The sequence below is a fragment of the Corynebacterium sp. KPL1995 genome (genome assembly GCF_000477935.1).
GTDB lineage: Bacteria > Actinomycetota > Actinomycetes > Mycobacteriales > Mycobacteriaceae > Corynebacterium > Corynebacterium pseudodiphtheriticum.
Genome location: NZ_KI515715.1, coordinates 1,115,497 through 1,135,635, shown reverse-complemented (window position 1 = coordinate 1,135,635; position 20,139 = coordinate 1,115,497). Strand labels below are relative to the sequence as shown.

General features: G+C 55.3%; 17 protein-coding genes and 1 pseudogene. 3 read left to right on the top strand and 15 right to left on the bottom strand.

The annotated features are described in order from the left end of the window. Positions 1 to 38 precede the first annotated feature (38 nt). The 3 genes from HMPREF1292_RS05030 to glmS form a co-directional block, all read right to left on the bottom strand. Positions 39 to 608 carry a tRNA (adenosine(37)-N6)-threonylcarbamoyltransferase complex ATPase subunit type 1 TsaE gene (locus HMPREF1292_RS05030; protein WP_023018992.1) on the bottom strand — a complete coding sequence of 190 codons (570 nt, stop codon included), beginning with the start codon at positions 606 to 608 and terminating at the stop codon, positions 39 to 41. Continuing rightward, positions 605 to 1,717 carry an alanine racemase gene (gene alr / locus HMPREF1292_RS05025; RefSeq protein WP_023018991.1) on the bottom strand — a complete coding sequence of 371 codons (1,113 nt, stop codon included), beginning with the start codon at positions 1,715 to 1,717 and terminating at the stop codon, positions 605 to 607. The genes HMPREF1292_RS05030 and alr overlap by 4 nt, the downstream gene beginning before the upstream one ends. 63 nt (positions 1,718 to 1,780) lie before the next feature. Further along, the gene (glmS, locus tag HMPREF1292_RS05020) at positions 1,781 to 3,652 is read right to left on the bottom strand and encodes a glutamine--fructose-6-phosphate transaminase (isomerizing) (protein WP_023018990.1); all 1,872 of its coding nucleotides are present in this window, start codon (positions 3,650 to 3,652) and stop codon (positions 1,781 to 1,783) included. Between the two features lie 91 nt (positions 3,653 to 3,743). On the opposite strand from glmS, the gene HMPREF1292_RS05015 reads away from it, so the two are divergent. After that, positions 3,744 to 4,583, top strand: a complete 840-nt coding sequence (locus HMPREF1292_RS05015) for a dienelactone hydrolase family protein (protein ID WP_023018989.1) — start codon at positions 3,744 to 3,746, stop codon at positions 4,581 to 4,583. A gap of 18 nt (positions 4,584 to 4,601) precedes the next feature. Here HMPREF1292_RS05015 and HMPREF1292_RS10465 read toward each other — a convergent pair whose 3' ends face one another. From HMPREF1292_RS10465 to glmM, 4 genes are all read right to left on the bottom strand, one after another. Then, positions 4,602 to 4,916, bottom strand: a complete 315-nt coding sequence (locus HMPREF1292_RS10465; RefSeq protein WP_126849933.1) for a translation initiation factor IF-2 — start codon at positions 4,914 to 4,916, stop codon at positions 4,602 to 4,604. Next, the gene (locus HMPREF1292_RS10460; protein ID WP_023018987.1) at positions 4,910 to 6,619 is read right to left on the bottom strand and encodes a hypothetical protein; all 1,710 of its coding nucleotides are present in this window, start codon (positions 6,617 to 6,619) and stop codon (positions 4,910 to 4,912) included. The genes HMPREF1292_RS10465 and HMPREF1292_RS10460 overlap by 7 nt, the downstream gene beginning before the upstream one ends. Beyond that, positions 6,616 to 6,930, bottom strand: a complete 315-nt coding sequence (locus HMPREF1292_RS05000; protein ID WP_021351950.1) for a hypothetical protein — start codon at positions 6,928 to 6,930, stop codon at positions 6,616 to 6,618. Before HMPREF1292_RS05000 ends, HMPREF1292_RS10460 begins: the two co-directional genes overlap by 4 nt. Positions 6,931 to 7,088: 158 nt before the next feature. Then, positions 7,089 to 8,432 carry a phosphoglucosamine mutase gene (gene glmM / locus HMPREF1292_RS04995; RefSeq protein ID WP_023018986.1) on the bottom strand — a complete coding sequence of 448 codons (1,344 nt, stop codon included), beginning with the start codon at positions 8,430 to 8,432 and terminating at the stop codon, positions 7,089 to 7,091. Between the two features lie 103 nt (positions 8,433 to 8,535). Between glmM and HMPREF1292_RS04990 the strand changes: the two genes are divergently transcribed. Beyond that, a complete protein-coding gene (locus HMPREF1292_RS04990) occupies positions 8,536 to 9,915 on the top strand; it encodes an MFS transporter (protein ID WP_023018985.1) in 1,380 nt (459 codons plus the stop codon). 352 nt (positions 9,916 to 10,267) lie between these two features. Further along, a pseudogene (locus HMPREF1292_RS04980) lies at positions 10,268 to 11,362 on the top strand (IS256 family transposase). Positions 11,363 to 11,474: 112 nt separating this feature from the next. Here the strand turns inward: HMPREF1292_RS04980 and HMPREF1292_RS04975 are convergent. From HMPREF1292_RS04975 to eccCa, 8 genes are all read right to left on the bottom strand, one after another. Beyond that, positions 11,475 to 11,855, bottom strand: a complete 381-nt coding sequence (locus tag HMPREF1292_RS04975; RefSeq protein ID WP_021351955.1) for a hypothetical protein — start codon at positions 11,853 to 11,855, stop codon at positions 11,475 to 11,477. A gap of 54 nt (positions 11,856 to 11,909) precedes the next feature. After that, complete coding sequence (locus HMPREF1292_RS11575; protein WP_081703734.1) at positions 11,910 to 12,149, bottom strand: halocin C8-like domain-containing protein; 240 nt, start codon at positions 12,147 to 12,149, stop codon at positions 11,910 to 11,912. 463 nt (positions 12,150 to 12,612) lie between these two features. Next, positions 12,613 to 13,152, bottom strand: coding sequence for a 30S ribosomal protein S9 (gene rpsI / locus HMPREF1292_RS04970; protein ID WP_021351956.1), 540 nt, complete (start codon positions 13,150 to 13,152; stop codon positions 12,613 to 12,615). Next, complete coding sequence (gene rplM, locus HMPREF1292_RS04965; RefSeq protein WP_021351957.1) at positions 13,152 to 13,595, bottom strand: 50S ribosomal protein L13; 444 nt, start codon at positions 13,593 to 13,595, stop codon at positions 13,152 to 13,154. The genes rpsI and rplM overlap by 1 nt, the downstream gene beginning before the upstream one ends. Positions 13,596 to 13,918: 323 nt before the next feature. Further along, complete coding sequence (locus HMPREF1292_RS04960; RefSeq protein ID WP_021351958.1) at positions 13,919 to 14,206, bottom strand: WXG100 family type VII secretion target; 288 nt, start codon at positions 14,204 to 14,206, stop codon at positions 13,919 to 13,921. A gap of 91 nt (positions 14,207 to 14,297) precedes the next feature. Then, entirely contained in the window at positions 14,298 to 14,615 is a 318-nt protein-coding gene (locus HMPREF1292_RS04955; RefSeq protein ID WP_023018982.1) for a WXG100 family type VII secretion target, read from the bottom strand. A 147-nt stretch (positions 14,616 to 14,762) separates the two neighbouring features. After that, positions 14,763 to 15,962: a type VII secretion-associated protein gene (locus HMPREF1292_RS04950; RefSeq protein ID WP_023018981.1), complete on the bottom strand. Its 1,200-nt coding sequence runs from the start codon at positions 15,960 to 15,962 to the stop codon at positions 14,763 to 14,765. Next, a complete protein-coding gene (gene eccCa / locus HMPREF1292_RS04945; protein WP_023018980.1) occupies positions 15,959 to 20,056 on the bottom strand; it encodes a type VII secretion protein EccCa in 4,098 nt (1,365 codons plus the stop codon). The genes HMPREF1292_RS04950 and eccCa overlap by 4 nt, the downstream gene beginning before the upstream one ends. Positions 20,057 to 20,139 lie beyond the last annotated feature (83 nt).

The following is a 20,139-nucleotide window of genomic DNA, read 5'->3' as shown; positions in this document are numbered from 1 at the left end:
GCCTAACATCCCCTTAGCAACATTGTGGCGACAACTTCTTAGTTTTCCACCCAACGCCAGGTAATGATACGCGTTTCAGAATCCGGATCGCTCACCGCTGCGGTTTCGCGGTCCAGCTCAACCAATAAATAACGACGAGTCAGAGCTTCCACCAACCCCGCTCCCCATTCCGCAACCACGACGGAAGTTTCTAAATCAGTATCCAGATCTAGTGCGTCCAGCTCTCCCCAAGGATCAGCTGCAGCAGTGCTACCATCTAGCTCTTGCCCCACAGGTGATTCGGTGGCTGAAGACACGGGCTGGTGAGCAGATTCACCGAGCAAACGGTAAGCGTCGACATGCACTAAATCTGGGGCCTCTGACCGCCGCGCCCGATGCACGCGCGCAATAGTAAAGGTGGGACTTGTCACCCTGCCACGCACATCCATCCCTTGTGCAATGCCCTGAGTGAGCGTAGTTTTTCCGGCGCCGAGCGCACCGGCCAAGATAACGACGTCACCAGCGCCCAGCGTGGAGCCGAGATATGCGCCGAACTCACGAGTGGCATCAGTGGTGGGCAACTCGACGGTGCCAGACTGCGAAAAATCTAATAGCGAGAATTCACTCATAGCTGGATTCCCCCTTCATACTCCCGAACAGTGCGCCCGCCAGGGCGAGTCACGATCTCATAATTAATAGTTCCCGTAGCATCGGCCAACTCCGTGGCAGACATGCCACCTTCCCCAAACAACACTGCTTCATCACCCGGTTGCACGCCGAAGGGGTTTTCGCCAAGATCCAGCAAAATCTGATCCATGCATACTCGCCCAACCTGCGGATAACACTTCCCAGAAATGCCCACCACAAGATGCCCCTGGATACTGCGTGGCAAACCATCAGCGTAACCACAAGGGATAACCGCCAAATACCCAGTCTTTCCTGCCCGCCAAGTCAAGCCATAGGAGGCGGCTTCACCTGCGGTAATGGGCTTGACGTTAACGACAGTACCTGCCCAAGTCATCGCCGGGCGTAGCTCATGTGCAAAACCAGCGGCGGGTTGCAACCCATAGCAGGCAATGCCCGGGCGAACTTGTTGAAAATGAGTATCAGGGAGCTGCACGGTCGCGGCCGAATTAGCTATATGGTTGACCGGAACCTCCAAGCCCATGGCGCGTGCTTGCCTAATTGCGGCGCGGAATTGCTCAAGCTGCGCGGCATTAGCAGGATTATCCGGCTCATCCGCACACGCCAGATGTGACATCAACCCGCGCACGGCCAGGTGTGGGGCATTTTTCGCCATCTCGAAGGCACGCTGCCAATCAGCGGGATCAATGCCATTACGATGCATCCCTGTTTCAACTTTCAGCGTGATCGTCGCAGGGATGCCAGCGTTAACGAGCACGGCCAGGTGATCTAATGACGGCGCAGCCAACTGGATGTCGTCGGCAAGAGCATCTGCAACTACCTGTGCAGCATCCTGGCTCGCGGCATCCCACAACCACGCCATGACCGGTAGTTCTGTACCGAGTTCACGCAAGCGTTGGGCTTCGGCGATCGTGGCCACACCAAAAAGGTCAGCGCCTGATTTTTCCATTACCGGAACCACGCGCTCCATGCCGTGACCGTAAGCGTCAGCCTTGACGACGCACATCAGCTGCGCTTCGCCTGCCGCCCGCTTAAGCACACGGACATTGTGGGCGATGGCATCCAAGTCGATGCGAGTGCGCAGCATGTTCATACGTTCGGCTTTGCTCTTTCCGGCGACGGCGGGTTGCTTAACTCAGGTTTATGCACACCAGATCTATTCCACGGTGACGGACTTCGCCAAGTTACGTGGCTGGTCGACGTCATAACCTTTTGCTTCAGCCACCGCGCAGGCAAAAATCTGCAGCGGCACGGTGGCCAGCAATGGCTGCATAAGTGTCGGTGACTGCGGGATGCGAATGATGTGGTTAGCGTAATCCTCCACGGCAGTATCGCCTTCCTCGGCAATCACAATAGTTACTGCACCGCGGGCTCGGATCTCCTGGATGTTCGAGACAACCTTAGAATGCAGCACATCGCGTCCACGTGGTGATGGCACAATAACGAAAACCGGCTGGCCTTCTTCTACCAAGGCAATAGGCCCGTGTTTGAGCTCACCTGCAGCGAAACCTTCGGAGTGCAAGTATGCGATCTCTTTCAGCTTCAACGCACCCTCAAGCGCAACCGGGAAACCGACGTGACGGCCCAAGAACAACACGGTGCGCGCATCGTGCATCTTCTCCGCGATAGATTTCACATCACCCTCAGCATCAATGACCTGCTGAATCTTTTCCGGCATCTGGCGCAGCTCGTTGAGCACGGCATGTACCTCATCAGAGAACATATTGCCGCGCAACTGCGCCAGGTAGAGACCAAACAAATAGGTTGCGGCAATCTTCGCCAGGAAAGCTTTGGTGGAAGCAACCGCAATTTCCGGGCCGGCGTGCGTGTAAAGCGCTGCGTCAGATTCACGCGGGATCGAGGATCCCCGCGTATTCGAAATCGCGATAACCTTGGCCCCTTGCTGGCGGGCGTGGCGCACAGCCATGAGCGTGTCCATAGTTTCACCAGACTGTGACAGGGCAACGACGAGGGTCTTTTCATTGACGATCGGGTCGCGATAACGGAACTCGTGCGCCAATTCAACCTCGGTCGGAATGCGGCACCAGTGTTCAATCGCGTAGCGAGCAACGTGCCCGGCATAAGCTGCGGTGCCGCAGGCAATCACGATGATCTTGTCGACTGATTTCAAAATCGACTCGTCAATGCGCACCTCATCCAACGAGAGCTGGCCATTTTCGTCGAAACGGCCCATCAGGGTATCACGAACCGCAGCGGGCTGGTCATGGATTTCTTTGTCCATGAACGAGGCATAGCCACCCTTTTCTGCGGATTCTGCATCCCACTCCACTTTGAATTCGCGCGGCTCGACGACGTTGCCGTCATAGTCGGTGATCTCGATGTCATCGGCAGTAACAGTAACCACCTGATCATTGTCGATGATCACAGCGTCTTTGGAATAGTCAATAAATCCGGAAACATCAGAGCCCAGGAAGTTCTGGCCTTCGCCACGACCAATCAGCAACGGCGAGTCACGACGGGCAGCCACAATCCGGTCAGGTTGATCAACGTGCATGGCCAACAAGGTGAATGCACCCGCAAACCGGCTAGCGGTACGACGCATCGCTTCTGCCAGATCTCCGTTGGCCTCGGTAGCGAAAACGTCGGCAAGCAAGGTGCCAGCGACCTCGGTGTCCGTGTCTGAGACGAAGTTATAGCCTTTGTCTTTTAACTCGCGTTTGATTTCCGCAAAGTTTTCGACGATGCCATTGTGTACGACGGCGACTTTGCCGTTGCCCACCACGTGTGGGTGCGCATTGACGTCACTGGGGCCGCCATGGGTAGCCCAGCGCGTATGACCGATGCCGAGAATGGAATCCGGCAGCGGTCGCTTCTTCAATTCTGCTTCCAGGGAAGCAACTTTGCCAGCTTTTTTACGCCAGGCGATCTGACCGTCTGCATAAACTGCAACACCAGCGGAATCATAGCCGCGGTATTCCAGGCGTGATAGGCCTTCCATCACCACGTCAAGAGCATAAAACTCACGGTCAGCGCCAGGGTGTCCCACATATCCAACGATTCCACACATGAGCTGGATACTACATTACGCAGAAAAATCGTGATGGCGCGCCACCGCTGCGTCGTCGCTATACAGGAAGCTATACATTAGGCTGTTCTGTGTGAGTCTTAAAAAGCAGCTAGCAAACGTGTCCAAGCGTGGCCCGCACCGTGTGCTGGTCGGCGATTTAGATTATGCCGGCCTACCCGGCAAAGTTTATGCCCCAGCCGAAGGCAATTCTCTGCCTGCCGTAGCTTTTGGGCATGACTGGCGGATTTCGCTGAAACATTACCGCCATACCCTGCGGCATTTGGCTAGTTGGGGCATTGTAGTGGTCGCACCTGAAACCGAAATGGGTATGTGGCCAGATCACCGAGATTTCGCATCTGATTTAGAAACTTCGTTACAAATTGCTGCCGGCGTGAAACTAGGCCAGGGCAATATCACTGTCAGCCCAAACAAGTTAGGTGTAATCGGCCACGGAATGGGCGGCGGTGCCGCTGTGCTTGCCGCCTTGGAAAATGAAAAGGTGCAATGCGTAGCCGCGCTGTACCCTGCGCAAACCTCACCTTCTTCACAAGACGCAGCTAAATATATTGACAAGCCAGGCTTAATCATCGGCCCAGAAGATACCGATATTTTCTCCGCTGGTAACCCACCGCAGATGGCACAGAACTGGAACGGCCCAGTCTGCTACCGCGCAGTTGATAATGGCAAGCAAGCAACGTTTAGTGAAGACACCCTGCGGAAGTTTTTCTTAGGCATTGGCATAGGAAAAGCTTCTGCCGTAGAAACCGCGCGCGGCCTGGTCACTGGCTTTTTGTTGCACCAGCTCAACGGCGACAAGCAATACTCCGATTTTTCTGATCCAGAAGCGGATGGAAAAGGATTCAGCAGCGCTACCGGCGATGAGCTGGAAGAAGAGAAAAAACCCTCTGGGTTGTTGGGCAAGCTGTTCTAATCCAGTAATCCCTCATCTTTAGCCAGGTCCGCGACGCAACACAGATTTCACTTGTCGCGGCCTAGCAGCTCCGGCCGCATCCCGCATGTGGCTTATTCGATTCGCCGTTGGGCTCGCTCGTTTTGTCTGGGCCTGCTGTGGGTTCTGCGGCGAACCGTACTCGCCGCTAGTCCGACCACGCCCCTGCTGCGGGCCAGACGGTTTTTTAGCTTGCGTTTCTGCCTGTTTTTCTAAATCTTGCTGGGCTTTTTCTAACTTGTTCTCAAATTCCAGCAGGCGCTTGGCTGTGCGCTCCCGGAATTTTTCAGCGAATTCTTGAAATTCCATTACCATTGTCCCATTCTGTGCGTGTTGCCGCCTGCTTTCTCAGCTTCGTTTTCTCCATCACCTGGCTCATGAGCAGCAGAATGTTCGGGCTCTGCAGGTGTCTCGGGTTCGGGTTGCGGGGCTGGGGTTGCAGGTTGCGCTGGTTGCACCGGCTCTGGTGCAGGTTCTGGTTTCGACTGCGTCTCCGGTGCTACCTGTGCTGGACCAGAATGGAACTGCTTTTTGTCCACAGAGTGTTCCGGCATTGGTTTTTCAATAACCTCGTCTTTTGGTTCCGGCTCTGGTTTTGGCTCAGGCTCCGGCTGTGGTTCCGGCTCTGGTTTTGGCTCAGGCTCCGGTTGTGGTTCCGGCTTTTCCTCGGATGGGCAATCTGGTTCCGGCTCTGGTTCTGGTGCGGGTGCGGGTGCGCACTCTGGTTCAGGTGGGCACCCCGGTTCCGGTTGTGATGCAGTTTCAGTTTCACACGACGTAGAAGGAGCACAAGGCTCAGCAGCTTGCACCGTTTGTGGTTCCTGCGCTGACGAATAGTCAGGCTCTATACCTTGGGGCTCTGACTGGGATGGACCGGCCTCGCAACGAAGCTGCTCCAAACATTCAGTAGCCATTTCTTGCACCAGCTGTGCCCCCATCACTGCCATCCCTAGACCTGCCCGGGCCAATTCACCGACGCATGACTTGGCAACCTCGCAACCAAACTGCACGGAACTAGCCGTATGCGTTGGTGGTGCTGCGGGATCCAGCTGCTCAGGCTCTGGCAGCGGAGTGGGTTGTGGCTCGGGTGCGTTTGGCACGCACTCTGTCCGTAACCGTTCATCGGTGACCTTCTCGGAAACCCCGGACGTTTCGCAGTACTCAGCAGCGGAGCCGCTTGTCCCGGTCAGCCCTAGTTTCTGCTCTGTGGCCGTCTTACCTTCCGCTTGGCCAACTGGGTGACTCGGATGACTTGGTGTCCCAGGTTCGCACGAAGCAGTTGAGATTGGCGGAGCGCCTCCTGGATTTTCCACTACAGAAGTAGATTCTGCAGTTTTTTGTTTGCCGCCTATTGCCGGGCTGGATGCTTCCGACGCCTGCGCTGGTGAGTCGACGAGTTCTTTTTCACATAGCTGCTCACACCTACGCAAAAACTCTTCGTAACAGCCACAGATAGCATCATCTCGATCACCAATCATGCGCATGAACGCCGAGACCGCAGGTTCGATCACCATACTGGCCAACGTTCCCACCATGCCGGTAATCCGCATGATCGGATGCAGGCGCAGCAAACGGGTCACCAACTGAATGATTGGTATCACCGACCCCAGAATCTCTGATAAACCAATTTCTGAACTATCGCGGATATCGTCCACGGCAGTGCCGCAGGACTGAGCATCATCGGCAAACTTCTTGCTCGCTACTTCATCTTCTTCGTGATCCGACTGAAAGTCGCGCAACCTTTCTTCCAGACCACCTCCGGCAAGCTGCATCCCCGAACCGGAAGTCAAGATGTCTAAGACGTAGCTGAATCCATCGCCCTTATCTCGTTTTGCACCAGATGCTGCCGAGGACTGAGCTACCAGTTGCGAAGAATCCAGTCCATCTACCCTGCCAGCAGCTTCCCGCATGGTATCCACGACTCCCACCGGTGGCTGATAACTACCGCCGGATACTACAGAAAGTTCTGCCAAGCACTGCTGAAAATCATTAAGTAATCGATTAATCGCTACGCTCATCGAACCCGTCCCACCTGCTGTGCACTAAATGGTGCTGCATTGTGGTCATCTCGGTCGCAGAAATTATCGCATTCTACGATGCCCGACTGCGCAGTTTGCTGGCGTCGGTAGATCCGTGCACTCCCCTGCGCATGCACAGCTTCGAGTGCTGCTGCAATACGCGCACCATAATGACTAAAACCCTGACCAGCAGCCTGAGAGGGATAAACCGGCCGGTCAGCAGCATGCGCGTGCTGGTGCTCATTATCAGCATGAACTACGTGGCGGAATCCCTCACGCAATGCCTCATAGTCAAAATCGACATTAGACATGAAAAACCGCACCTCCTTTTCTCCACTGCAAATCTGGGGGCACATAATGTGCACTAGTTACCCAGAAAGACGAGCAGAATCATCCAACGTTTTCTCTCGCCCATATTGGACTGCAGAAGTAGAGGTGCGGTTCCCGGAGAAATATTTTCGGGGAAGTTTTATACTGCAGAGACCACAGCCGCGAGTTGACCTGCGACTTTCCGTGCAGTTTCTTCTTGTTCTGCTTCCACCATCACCCGGAATAATTCCTCGGTACCAGAAGGCCGTAACAACACACGCCCGCCGTTGCCCAGCTCTTCTTCAGCCTTGGCAATAGCCGCTCGGACGTCGTCGTTGCCCATGATCACAGATTTATCCGAGACCGGAACGTTAATCAGCACCTGCGGAAGCACCGTCATGACCCCAGCAAGTTCTTGTAAGCTCTTGCCGGTTTTGACCATTTGCGACATCAACAGCAAACCAGTCAAAGTGCCGTCACCAGTCGTGCAGTGCTCTGGCAGAACGATGTGCCCGGATTGCTCTCCGCCCAAGGCGAACCCACCGTCATGCAGTGCCTCCACAACGTAACGGTCGCCGACCTTGGTCTGGATCATCTCAATTCCTTGCTGCTCCATAGCCAGGCTCAGTCCGAGATTCGACATGACCGTGGCTACCAACGTGTTGTGGCGAAGGTCAGAGTCATTTTTCATGCCAACGGCCAAAATCGCCATGATCTGATCGCCGTCGACGACATTGCCTTCGGCATCGACAGCCAAGCAGCGATCCGCATCACCGTCGTGCGATAAGGCCAAATCCGCACCATATTCCTTCACGGCTGCCTGTGCCTTCTCGATGTGCGTAGAACCGCAGTCATCATTGATGTTGTAGGCATTAGGCGCGTTGTAAATCGCATCGACGCGAGCCCCAGCTGCCGCATAGGCTTCAGGAGCGATCTTAGAAGCGGCGCCATTTGCACAGTCGACGACAACGTGCAGGCCGCTAAGATCCGTCGCACAAATTTCTTGCAAATGCGTCAGGTATCGTTCGTGTGCATCCGGGGATTCCTCAACCACGCGCCCGATGGCAGAGCCAGTAGGGCCGGACTCCTCTAATACATTCATGCGCGCTTCAATTTCGTCTTCCACGTGATCCGGCAGCTTGCGCCCACCAGCGGAGAAAAATTTGATGCCGTTATCCGGCATCGGGTTGTGCGAAGCAGAAATCATCACGCCCATATCCGCGCCGTAGTCGTCGGTAAGAAACGCCACCGCGGGTGTGGGAAGTACGCCTACGCGCAACACATCCACCCCACGAGAAGCCATGCCTGCAGCCATCGCAGCAGCGAGCATCTCTCCGGAAACACGCGGGTCACGGCCAATGATGGCAGTTGGGCGACGCCCCTGCCTATCGCGTTGCGAAGTCAGTACTTCTGCCGCTGCTGCGCCCAAACGCAGAGCCAGCGGAGCTGTGAGTACCTCATTAGCGTGACCACGGACACCATCGGTTCCAAATAGACGAGTCATGCCCTCAATTATGCACCCTTAGCCAAGATCGCGACCTATCTGCTGGCTTTAGCCCTGAGATCCCCGCGCAGTACAGGCATACCGTTGGAGTAGCCTATAAGCCATGAATTCCTCCTCCAGCTCCGATGGGAAATCTGGCAACGCCACGGCGAGCGCACAACAATTCACCCGAAGCCAACGGCTTGAGCAACTGCCTTTGACGCGTGCGCACGGAAAACTACTCGGCGGCTCCGGTATTGGTTGGGCACTCGATGCCATGGATGTCGGGCTGATCTCGTTCGTGATGGCCGCGCTCATCGCCCAGTGGGGGCTATCGCCTGAGCAAGCCTCCTGGTTAGGTTCCATTGGGTTCGTGGGGATGGCCATTGGCGCTACGCTCGGCGGATTGTTGGCGGATAAATTCGGCCGACGGCAAGTCTTTGCCGCCACGCTGTTGCTTTATGGCTTGGCGACGGGCGCGTCTGCCCTGGCTGGTTCGCTGGCGGTGTTGATCATTTTGCGTTTCATCGTCGGACTCGGTCTGGGTGCAGAACTGCCTGTGGCCTCGACCTACGTGGCCGAATTCGCGCCGCGTTCTATCCGCGGACGCATGGTGGTGATCCTGGAAGCTTTCTGGGCCGTGGGCTGGATTCTCGCTGCGGTGATCGGCACATTCGTGGTGGCTTCTGGCGACAACGGTTGGCGTTGGGCACTGGCGTTAGGATGCATCCCAGCCATCTATGGCCTGGTGATCCGAATGGCACTGCCAGAATCCGTGCGCTACTTGGAAAGCCGCGGGAAAACACGCGAAGCCGAAAAAGTAGTGCAGGAATTTGAGGATTCCCCACGGCTGAAATGGCAAGCCAAGCGCTTGCCCAAGCGTACCGACGACGTCCAAGAAAACGCCGGGGTGCGGGGTGGAAAATCCATTTGGTCGCCATCTTTGCGGTCGCGTACCCGCAACCTATGGATCATCTGGTTCTGCATCAACTTGTCGTATTATGGCGCCTTTATTTGGATTCCGTCACTGCTTCATGAACAAGGCTTTAGCCTGGTGAAATCTTTCGGATTCACGCTGATTATCACCTTGGCACAGCTTCCCGGCTATGCGGTAGCGGCTTGGTTGATTGAACGTTGGGGCAGGCGGGCAACCTTGGCGACGTTTTTAGCGGGTTCCGCTGCGGCAGCTGGGTTGTATGGTTTCATCTCCACCGAAGCGACGATCATTATCGCAGGATGCTTACTCAGTTTCTTTAACTTGGGTGCCTGGGGCGCGCTGTACGCGATTGGGCCGGAGCTCTACCCGACGGCGCTGCGCGGGACAGGAACTGGTGCCGCTGCTGGGTTCGGCCGCCTAGCATCGATCCTAGCTCCGCTGTTGGTGCCGGTTGTTCTGAATCTCAGCGGGCAAGGCTTGTTATTCGCGTTGTTCGGGCTGAGCTTCGCAATCGCTGCCGTTGCTGCATTCCAGCTCCCGGAACAAAAAGGTAAGCAACTGCGGTAAGTAAATTAAAGAAATGTGGATAATATGTGGTTTCCTCTGTTAGTCGTAGCGAGTGCAGCAATATTGTCTGGTAGTGCTGCGTATTCTGCAGGGAAGCAAAACCCTAAGCACCCATCGGTAGAAAGACCATCAAAAATAGGCGTATGCTCATTTTGCATAGCTACGATTTTTTACCTCACTTCAGCGTTTTACCTCTTCCAAGGACATATGGCGCCCGCAATAGGCCTTGGATTCGCGGGACTAGTTACGTTTGCGATTGGCTACAGTGCGACAAACTGAAGTGTCCCAAGTTTTGTTGAGGGTGTCAGGAAGTTTGTGTGTGAGGCTCGATCTAAAAGGAGTTTCACCGATAATGACTACCGTGTCACCGAAGAAAAGCCATGACCCGACAAGGGTCACCGAAATCAGCAAGAAGCTCATGAAAAACCCTCAAGCTCGCCAGCCTGATAAGCGAGCTAACAACGTCCACAGATGACGCCAGCGAACTGGTCAAAGGCCTGCTGCAGGCATCGATCAACGCTGGTCTGCAGGCAGAGATGGATGCACATTTGGGCTATAGCCATTCCGACCGCAAGGCCAAAGCCCAGGTGGAAACCGCACAGAGCAGCAATCACCGCAACGGGGCGTAGACCAAGACCGTCAATTCTAGGTATGGCAAAACCGCCAATATGATGAGTTTTACCCCGTGATCTTCCTCGACGCGTTACGAGTGAAAACCCGTGATGGTCACCGCGTGATCAACAAGGCCTGCTACATGGCGGTCGGTGGTGACATCGACGGCATCAAGCACATCCTGGGATTATGGATCGATGACAGCGAAGATGCTGCATTCTGGGCATCAGTGTGCACAGATTTGGCTAACCGTGGCGTTAACGACGTGTTCATCGTGTGCTGCGACGGGCTCAAAGGCCTTCCAGAAGCAGTAGAGGCAACCTGGCCGAATTCTATGGTGCAGACTTGTATTGTGCACCTGATTCGAGCTGCGAATCGGTGGGTATCCTACCAGGACCGCAAAGCAGTCTCCCGCTAACGAGGACACCGCACGTACCAGCCTGGATGCTTTTAAAGCCAGTGAACTTGGCCGGAAATACCCCCAGTCGGTCAAAGTCTGGCGCGACGCATGGGAGCGGTTCGCGGCCGTTTCTGCAGTTCCCGCCAGCAGCGCTGCGAGTGCTCTACACCACCAACTCGATCGAATCGCTCAACGCTTAAACTGCGTAAAGCTACCCGTAACCGGGGTCAATTCCCGAACGATACTGCCGCACTAAAGACGCTGTGGCTGATGATCTGCAACATCGAAGACAAGCGTGCTGCCCAGCAAGCGAAGAAAGCCAAGTGCGAGATCGAATGCAACGGCTATATTGAAGGAGCGAAAGCCACCGGGTGGAAACAAGCCATTAACCAACTAGCCGTGGCTTACCCGAATCGATTCGCGGACTATTTGTAAACCAAAGCCCCGCACACAAAAAATCGGATACCCTCGCTAGGCCCAGACATCGGTACCGTTGAAACTCGCCAAGTATCCTGAGCAAACATTCATAATAGTACAACTTATTCAGTTAGCTATTAACTAGCGATATACTAAATACTGCTATCATTCCAAGCACAGCCGTCGTCGCTGCAAATAAATTCTGTTCTGGCCCAAGTTGACTGATAATGAAGAACAGAAATGGCAAGCTAACGGTTACAAGCCTTTTCGGCAAAGGCATTTTCTGTGCATTCACCTCTTGATGTGCATACACAAGATTTTTACGAGACAGTCTCTCCCACCCCAGCCATAATAAGAGGATGGCTATAACCACTAAAAAGCTTGCCAACATGTTTCGATACGTAGCAAAAAATAAAAATAGACCAAAAAGCGAGGATATAGCAAGTAAAACCAGTATGTATAATACCCTCGGAAAAGTAATTTTTTCAGTCGCACGGTTGCCATCAGTCATGAAATCAGATGCCTTTCTGAAGAAAGAACTTCTATACTCATACAATGGAAGAGTTTACCCTCTCGCATTACGGCAAACTCGCTTTTTCGCTTCTTCACATCCGACCATTGCAATCAGCGCTAAAACCCCTCCACAGGCTATTCCTGCTACTACGCTTAAACCCAGGAACCCGCAAATGATAGCACCACCCGCTCCTCCACTTGCGTATAACGAATTTACTGATCTACGGCAAGCATCTAGTGCTGTTCCATAACCTCGAGCATTTAGCGCTCCATCATCGTCCTCAGATTCCAGACTGACTCAGAGTGAACACTTTAAAAGATCAGTGAATTCATCAAGTTCTTCCGAGCTTGACGAAATGTTTTACGCGATTTTTCGGTTACCGCCTTAGCCTCCTATCAGTTAAATAGCTATCACGTAGGCCGTCATACCTTTTGGGTGACCATTTGTAGGATATACGACACAAAAGCTCAACTCAAGTGATATTTATCATATTTTTAGGGGGTTCGCTTATAAGCAACAGGATCATCAATCCAAAAGGGCTCAAAGTGCAGTAGCTTAAGGATTGAAGGTAACTCAATATTCTAACCAATCTCACCCACATTCACTTTGGACCTGTCGTCGCTGGCCTCCGCACTATAAATAGCAAATAAGCCGCCGCTTCCGAAAAGGAAGCAGCGGCTTGCGGTTTTCTCGCGGCCCGTGCACCGCAGGGTGCGCCGGGCGGACAACGAGATAGAAAAGCGTAAAAGAAAATTTAACGCTTGGAGTACTGCGGGGCACGACGTGCCTTGTGCAGACCAACCTTCTTACGCTCAACGGCACGAGCGTCACGAGTGAGCAGGCCAGCCTTCTTCAACTGGTCACGCTCAGCCGGGTTGTAAACGTTCAGTGCGCGGGCAATAGCCAGACGCAGTGCACCGGACTGACCGGTTGGGCCACCGCCGTGAAGGGTGACCTTGATGTCGAACTGGTTCTCGCGCTCGAGCAAAGTCAGCGGGGTCATAATGTCCTGCTGGTGCAGCTTGGATGGGAAGTAATCCTCAAAGCTACGACCATTAACAACAATCTGGCCAGAACCTTCCACCAGGCGTACACGAGCGACGGCGCGCTTACGGCGACCGACGGTCTGGATTGGGCCCTCGTGGATTTCTGGAGCAGCGGTTTCTACCTCGTCGGAAACATCCGGAGCCAGGGAATCACCAATGGTGTTGGTGAACTGCTCGGTAGCTGCGGTTGCAGCAGCAATGTCGGAAGCGTCAGCGACGGTGTTTTCTTCAAAGTTCTGATCAGTCATTACTGTGCCACCTGCTTAAATTCGAATTTTTCTGGCTTCTGGCCACCATATGGGTGCTCGGAACCAGCGAAAACGTGGAGCTTCTTGATGGATTCACCGGAAAGCTTGTTGTGCGGCATCATGCCACGAATAGCTTCTTCGACGGTGCGCTCCGGGTGGTTATCCAGGGACTGACCAAGGGTCATGGTCTTCAGACCACCTGGGTAGCCGGAGTGACGGTAGCGCATCTCACGCTCACGCTTGTTAGCGGAGATGTGAACCTTGTCAGCGTTAACGATGATGACATGATCGCCGGTATCAACGTTTGGTGCGAACTGTGGCTTGTGCTTACCGCGCAAGACGTCTGCGACGGTGGAAGCAAGCTTACCCAGCACCACGTCGGTGGCGTCGATGACATACCACTTGCGGGTAATGTCACCACTTTTTGGGTGGAATGTAGACACAATGACTCCTTGAAAGTCTGTCTTGGACTGCCGGCCAACTTCTATCGAATGCCTCAGCACTACCCCACAGCGGCCGGTGGAGACCTGCAGGTAGCGTTGCCGTCTCACATAATGATTATGCCAAGAAAACACCTGTTGCATTTTCTGACGAAATCGCTCATGAGCCAGCAGGGCACACAGCTAAGTAACTCTACTGGAAACGCACAGCTATAACAACCTGTGCAACGACCCTGAGAAGCCAAGCTCTAACCGCACAGAAAAACACTCCCGCAGCAAATACGGGAGTGCAGCAGACGAAAAGGGACTTGGATTTAGACCAGCCGTTAGCTCCAGGAAGCTGCAGCTGCGCGGTTGACATCACTCATGGCGTCATTGCCAGAGGTCACCGTGCGCGAGATGGTCGCCAAGACCTGGTTGAGTTCTGCCGCTGCCTGGTCCCAACGGGCCTGCGCTTCCTGATAAGCAATGCTTGATTCGCCTTCCCAGGTCGAAACCATCGGCTGCAGCTGTGTTTTCAAGTCATCGAGCTGCCCATTGATACGAGCCGAGGTGGAATTGATATCTGCCGCGGCAGCCTGGATGGCACCGAATTGGTATTTGATCTGTGACATTGAATTTTTGCCTTTCTCTGTTTCCGTGATGCTCACGGAGTTTCTGATAACGTGCTCACGCAATAGCACTTATGGTTGCAACAGGCTGGCGTTAGAGAGCCAGGCCTCCGCCACCAACGTTGTTAAACGCCTGCGCGTTTTGCGCTTCCATGTCGTCAAAGTGGTGCGCGTTATTACGGATATTGTCGCTGATAGAGGCCAGCGCATTCTGCAGTTCGTTTGCCGACTGTTGATAACGCTGCATCAGGTTTTCGAACGAAACCTGTGCCGCGCCCTGCCAATTAGCACGTACCCCATCGACTGTGCCCTGCAGGCGCGTTAACTCAGACTGCACCTCATTGTTGACGGTATCTACACGGCCTGCGGTTGCGACCATGACATCTGCTTCGGTGGCAAATTGTTGTGCCATAAAAAATCCCCTCCCCGGATTAGAAGTCTGAAAAATTTTGCCCGAACGATAAGAGATCCCGGCATCCTGCCGTCGTCATCTCATCGCTCTCATTGTCATTGGACTGCATACAACCGACTGTGGTTCCCAATACAAGGAAATAATTTTTTAAATTCGTTCTAAACTCCCGATGACCAGCTCACATGCCTGCTTGTGTTCTGCTGTTGCTGTGTGCCTACTGTGACACCCGACGGTCAACTGCTGGTTTTCTTCCACCCAACTAGTCCAGGCAATACGCGATCCATCACCCGGTTTTTCCACATAACGAACTTGTTCGCGTGGTTCGTGTTCACGGCGCCCTTCTTGCAAGTCCGGGCTGCTGACAACCGTCTGCATGATGTCAGTCAACACCGCATCATGATTGATCTGAGCTGCGGCGTCGTCATGCAACTGATCGGCAGTGACATAAATACGTAAATTCGGGTCCTCCCCCGTCGCAGCAAACACCCCGGGTTGTGAACTATCACCAATAACAAAACCACGTGGTGTGACCAGCCGCAGTCCAGAATGCTCGTGCACCATTTGGGGTTTGTCCGTAGGGCGCAGAGAAGCGGCACTCTCGCCAACGCCAGCCGACTCAACGTCAGTAGTCTCAGCATCAGGAGTCTCAACGTCAGTGGTCTCGGAGTCAGTGGTCTCGGTAGAGCCAGCACCGCCGGCACTATCAGCGGTAATCATTGCACTTACCTCATCGACACCAACAGCACCGCCATAGCGATCCAATACCCACCACCCAGACAAACCAGTCACCGCTATACCCGCAGCCACCAAAATTTGAAACGGGCTGGGCCGCCAACCAGCCTTAGCGTGCCGACGACGCTTCGGCTTACGCGCAATCAGCTGCACAAAATTCGACCCCACCGACTGGTTTTCCGTAGCACGCTGGCTCACCCCGGCGCGGGCAGCAGCGAAAGCATCCTCGTCGCTGTGCATCGGGGCGGAGTGCGCAGCATCCGTAACATGCGAAGCGTTGTCCGGTTCTGCAGCAACGGCTCCAACGTCGTCGGCAAGCACCCGCACGCCATGTTGGGTGAGTACGCGGGCGAAATCGTCGTAAACTTCGGCATCAGCCGCAAAAATTTCTACATCGATTTGTGGCCATTCTTCTTCAGCCATTGCCTCAGTCTGTTCCAACACGGCAGATACCGTCCATCCCTCGGTAATTCCGCGTGCGGGAAGGTCGTAGCGCACGATAGTCTCATCAGTGCCCGCGATACCGAAGACGGTGGCATCATCGTAGAAATATACCGAGACCTGCGCCCCGGAATGCTGTGGCTGACTTTCTGTCTCGTAGTCTGCTCGGATCATGACTCCACCTCTAAATCAGCAGCGGAGCTTACATTCGTGGTTGCCGATCCATCCACGGGTACAGATTGCGACTCAATTTCAGGCCCGTCTGCAGAGGAAGCAGCCCCCGGAACGGCAACGTGACAAGTGCCGACCGTCGAACCGTCGTCGTGCCAAATACCCCGCCCTGGGAGTGGTCCGCTGGAAGGTTGCGGCACCGGTTTAATACCGAAGAAAGGGCCGTCGTCTTTATCTGCGCCCAAAACCACGACGCATGGTTGTGAATCGCGGATCGCGCTGAGCACCGGCCCGAAGGCAGCACGATTAAACCCACCAGCCTTCCGCGCAACCACCAGGTGCATGCCAATATCCCGAGCGTGTGGGATCAGTTCGATCAGCGGGTGCAGCACATTATCGGCGACCAAGTCATAGTCATCGATAACCAGGTAGATCTCTGGGCCGTCCCACCAGTCACGACGGGCAAGTTGTTCCGGGGAAATATCAGCCGAAGGCAGGCGCTGGCGCAGCGTAGTCACGGCATCGGCCAGAACTTTTTCTGTCTGCGGTGCGGAATGCGAATAGGCCGCCAGCATGTCTTGATCGATCATGCCCAAATGCGCACGCCGGTGGTCAATCACGACCATCCGCGCCTGCTCGCGGCCTAAGTCACTAATGCCAGCCATGACGGTGCGCAGCGTGGTGGTTTTACCCATTCCGCGCGCAGCCACACACAAGAAGTGATCGCTTGTCGACGGATCCCAGGCCAACGTCGACAGCCTCGGACCTCCCACCGCAACTGGGAGGCCGGGCACTGCAGCGGTGCCGGAGGGGTCGGCGTCGGCAAACGTGCCAGCGGCTGTAAGTTCTGTGCGCGCGATCTTCTCCGGCAGCACTCGCAGCGCAGCAACCGGCTCGTCGCCACGCTCAGCGCTGACTGCAGCGATATGTGCCAGGTCTTGATTCGAGCTTTGCGCAATCAGCAAGTATTTCTTGTCGACGCCCAGTCCGCGCCCCGGAAGCGCCGGCAGCTTGTCTTGCATCTTGCGATCACACAGCGAATCCATGGATTCTGCGAGTTTCAGCTCCAGGCGTGTGCCGATGAGATCGCGGATCGCCGGGCGCAGCGTATTCCACCGCGGGGTCGCAACCAGTAGATGAATTCCAGCACTCGGACCATCGGCGGCAATTTGGGTAATTGGTTCGGCGAGGTCCTCGAACTCCGCGGTAGAGGTACCGATATTGTGCCAACCGTCGACCACCAGAAAAGTCTGCTGCTGGGTTTTCACTGTGCTGTGGGCTTGGGTGTTATCGCTGAGCAGACCAGAGACTTCGTCAACGACACGACGAATACGTTCTGGCTGATGACGTCCAGCGACCCCGGCCACGTGCGGCAGCCGCGACAAGGTTTCTAGTTGTCCACCACCAAGATCGATGACATAAAAACGTGCCTCCGCGGTGGAATGGGTCGCAGCTAGCGACGCCACCATAGTGCGCAAGGCGGTTGATTTACCCATTTGCGGACCGCCGCACAATGCGACGTGGCCACCGTGGGCTGAGAAATCAATCTCCAACAAATCTTGGCGCTGGTGATACGGCTGGTCGATAATTCCGATGCCCGCGGTAAGGTGTGCGCTGCGTTCTGCCACGCTGGCCAGCTCAATGGATTTCGGCAACGGCGGTAACCAAATTTGGTGTGCCTCCTGGCCCCTAGTGCGCGCCGTGACCACAGCAGCATCAACCACGGCGTCCATGGTGGTACCCGCGGGCTCACTGGCGACGGCAAGTGTGTCCATATTCGTTGGTTCTGCCGCATCGGCAGGTTCCCGTCCGTCGGCAGCTTCCACGTCTCCGGCAGATTTCAATTCGCCTGCGGGATCAGCAATCGGATCGCGTTCTGATGCCAACGGCTGGTCAATATCAGCCCAGCAAGAAAATTCAATAACCTGCGCATCAGCAGTTTCCTGCTCGAGTTCACCAGCTCCCGAACGGCCCAACCTGGCGGTTGTTCCGGAACCAGCTGTTGCCGGAACCTCCAACGGGCCAGAAACATACGCCGCCTGGAAACGCTGCAACTCTTCCGCATCAGTTTTCACATACCCCGCACCAGGTTGGCCAGGCAAATGATAGGCGTCAGCACTACCCAACACCTGACGTGATTCCATCGCCGAAAATGTCTTTAGGCCGATGCGATACGACAAGTGGGAATCCAGCCCCCGCAACCGGCCTTCTTCCAACCGCTGCGAAGCCAACAACAAATGCACATGCAATGAACGCCCCAGCCGCCCAATAGCCACGAACAGGTCAGCGAAATCTGGGAACTGCCCAAGTAACTCAGAAAATTCGTCGACGATGATCACCAGAGCAGGCAACGGCTCCAGATCATCCCGGCCACTCCGGCGCGCCTGGTTATATTCACCGACGTTGGCGAAATTCCCGGCCTTACGCAGTACCTCCTGCCGCCGGTTCATCTCTCCGGACAGGGCGTCGAACATGCGGTCCACCAGCACGGCTTCATCTTCCAGGTTGGTGATCACGGCAGAGGTATGCGGCAAAGAGTCCAACCCCAAGAAAGTCGCGCCACCTTTGAAATCAACCAACACGAAATTGAGTTCTTCCGGGCTGTGGGTGGCAGCCAATGCTGTGACCAGTGTTCGCAACAACTCGGATTTTCCGGACCCGGTGGCGCCAATGCATAAACCGTGCGGGCCCATGCCACCGTGGGCAGATTCTTTCAAATCCAGTTGCACCGGGGTCTTATCTGGCCCCAAGCCGATCGGCACGGTCAGGCGGCGGTCATCGCGTTCGCGTTCTGGCCACATCGTGGAATTATCCAACTGCCGCAGATCATCGATGCCGAGCAGTGAGCCCATCTCATTGCGCGTGGTCTCTCCGGCGCTGCCTGTGGCATAAGGCCGGGAATATTTCGCCAGACCTTTCGCTAATGCATACAGCTGACCGTCGGCAAGCCCATCGGCTAACCCAAGATTTTCCAAGCCGGCTTCTGTTTGCACCGACAGTCCGTCGTCGGCAAACAGCAATAGGCCTTCCATTTCGGCACGGATCCCCAGCGCAGTGGTGCTCCGCGAGTTGATGTCGATAATGGTGGTCCACTCATCGTCGACCAAAAAATCCTCAGTTCCGGTGGTCGGCACGTCGTCAACCAGCAGAATTCGATACTGCGCATCTTCTGGCCTGCGAGTATGTGGTAGCCACTTCAGCCATTCCCAGTTCTGTGCTGTGCTGTTGTCCACCACACTGATGCCAACGGTTTCCGGGCCATGGTGAACAACCAACTGCGCCAGCAGCGCACGAGCCAGTGCGCGCGCCCGAATACCTGATAACCCGATGCAGCCAAAAGCCTGCAACTGGACGACGATGGGCAGCTCCGCAACCTGCGAGACCTGGTCAACCGTACGACGTACGCTCACCGCACACACCGGATCCAGATCTTCCGGAGCACCCGATTCGCTGACTTCCACCGGGGTGCACAGCTCCGCTTCACCGAGTCCAAGCCGCACCTGCAGCACATCGTCGTCATCGCCAGCGCGCTCCCACAGCCGTCTAGTGCTCAGCCGTGCGTGCAGATCCTCCGGGTGCGGATGGCGGGCCAACTGGTGTGCACGCTGTTTATCGGCATTGTTTTCTGCTTTATCCCGGATGACATCCAAGTGGCGCAGATAGGTCCGCCGCGTATCGTCGGCGTCGGCCTGCTGGCCCTGCGGCATGAACATCATGCCCATCGACATCACCATCATCAGCGGAAAGATCAGCAGCATCGGTGACATGCCCACCCCACTGACCGAACCGCCACCGAAGAACATCACGCCGACCAGTAGCACCAGTACCGCGATCATCACCACCGGCAACAGAATCCGCAGCATGGGCACTGCTTGTGGTTTTTGTGCAGCCGGAACCGCGTCGACACGCAGACTGCCCTGCGGTAACGGCGGCAACGGATCACGCTGGGCTTGCGTTATTGGCTCCACCGTAAACTCTTGCGGGCCTATTGTGGGTTGCCGAGTGCCCACGGCAGCCGCGACAGCATTATCACTGGCTGCTTGGTTAATGGCAGCTGTGTTACTTGCTTCCGTGGTTGTCGGATACGCAGAATTCATAACCCCTCCCCGAATTATGTCTCTCCCCCGATCATTAGACACAGACCACATTGTAGGTCACAATTGCAGCATGGGGGTGATGT

Coding starts and splice junctions, on each gene's coding strand:
- HMPREF1292_RS05030 (WP_023018992.1), bottom strand. CDS start 608: ATGAGTGAATTCTCGCTATTAGATTTTTCGCAGTCTGGCACCGTCGAG.
- alr (WP_023018991.1), bottom strand. CDS start 1,717: ATGAACATGCTGCGCACTCGCATCGACTTGGATGCCATCGCCCACAAT.
- glmS (WP_023018990.1), bottom strand. CDS start 3,652: ATGTGTGGAATCGTTGGATATGTGGGACACCCTGGCGCTGACCGTGAG.
- HMPREF1292_RS10465 (WP_126849933.1), bottom strand. CDS start 4,916: ATGGTAATGGAATTTCAAGAATTCGCTGAAAAATTCCGGGAGCGCACA.
- HMPREF1292_RS10460 (WP_023018987.1), bottom strand. CDS start 6,619: ATGAGCGTAGCGATTAATCGATTACTTAATGATTTTCAGCAGTGCTTG.
- HMPREF1292_RS05000 (WP_021351950.1), bottom strand. CDS start 6,930: ATGTCTAATGTCGATTTTGACTATGAGGCATTGCGTGAGGGATTCCGC.
- glmM (WP_023018986.1), bottom strand. CDS start 8,432: ATGACTCGTCTATTTGGAACCGATGGTGTCCGTGGTCACGCTAATGAG.
- HMPREF1292_RS04990 (WP_023018985.1), top strand. CDS start 8,536: ATGAATTCCTCCTCCAGCTCCGATGGGAAATCTGGCAACGCCACGGCG.
- HMPREF1292_RS04975 (WP_021351955.1), bottom strand. CDS start 11,855: ATGACTGATGGCAACCGTGCGACTGAAAAAATTACTTTTCCGAGGGTA.
- rpsI (WP_021351956.1), bottom strand. CDS start 13,152: ATGACTGATCAGAACTTTGAAGAAAACACCGTCGCTGACGCTTCCGAC.
- HMPREF1292_RS04960 (WP_021351958.1), bottom strand. CDS start 14,206: ATGTCACAGATCAAATACCAATTCGGTGCCATCCAGGCTGCCGCGGCA.
- HMPREF1292_RS04955 (WP_023018982.1), bottom strand. CDS start 14,615: ATGGCACAACAATTTGCCACCGAAGCAGATGTCATGGTCGCAACCGCA.
- HMPREF1292_RS04950 (WP_023018981.1), bottom strand. CDS start 15,962: ATGATCCGAGCAGACTACGAGACAGAAAGTCAGCCACAGCATTCCGGG.
- eccCa (WP_023018980.1), bottom strand. CDS start 20,056: ATGAATTCTGCGTATCCGACAACCACGGAAGCAAGTAACACAGCTGCC.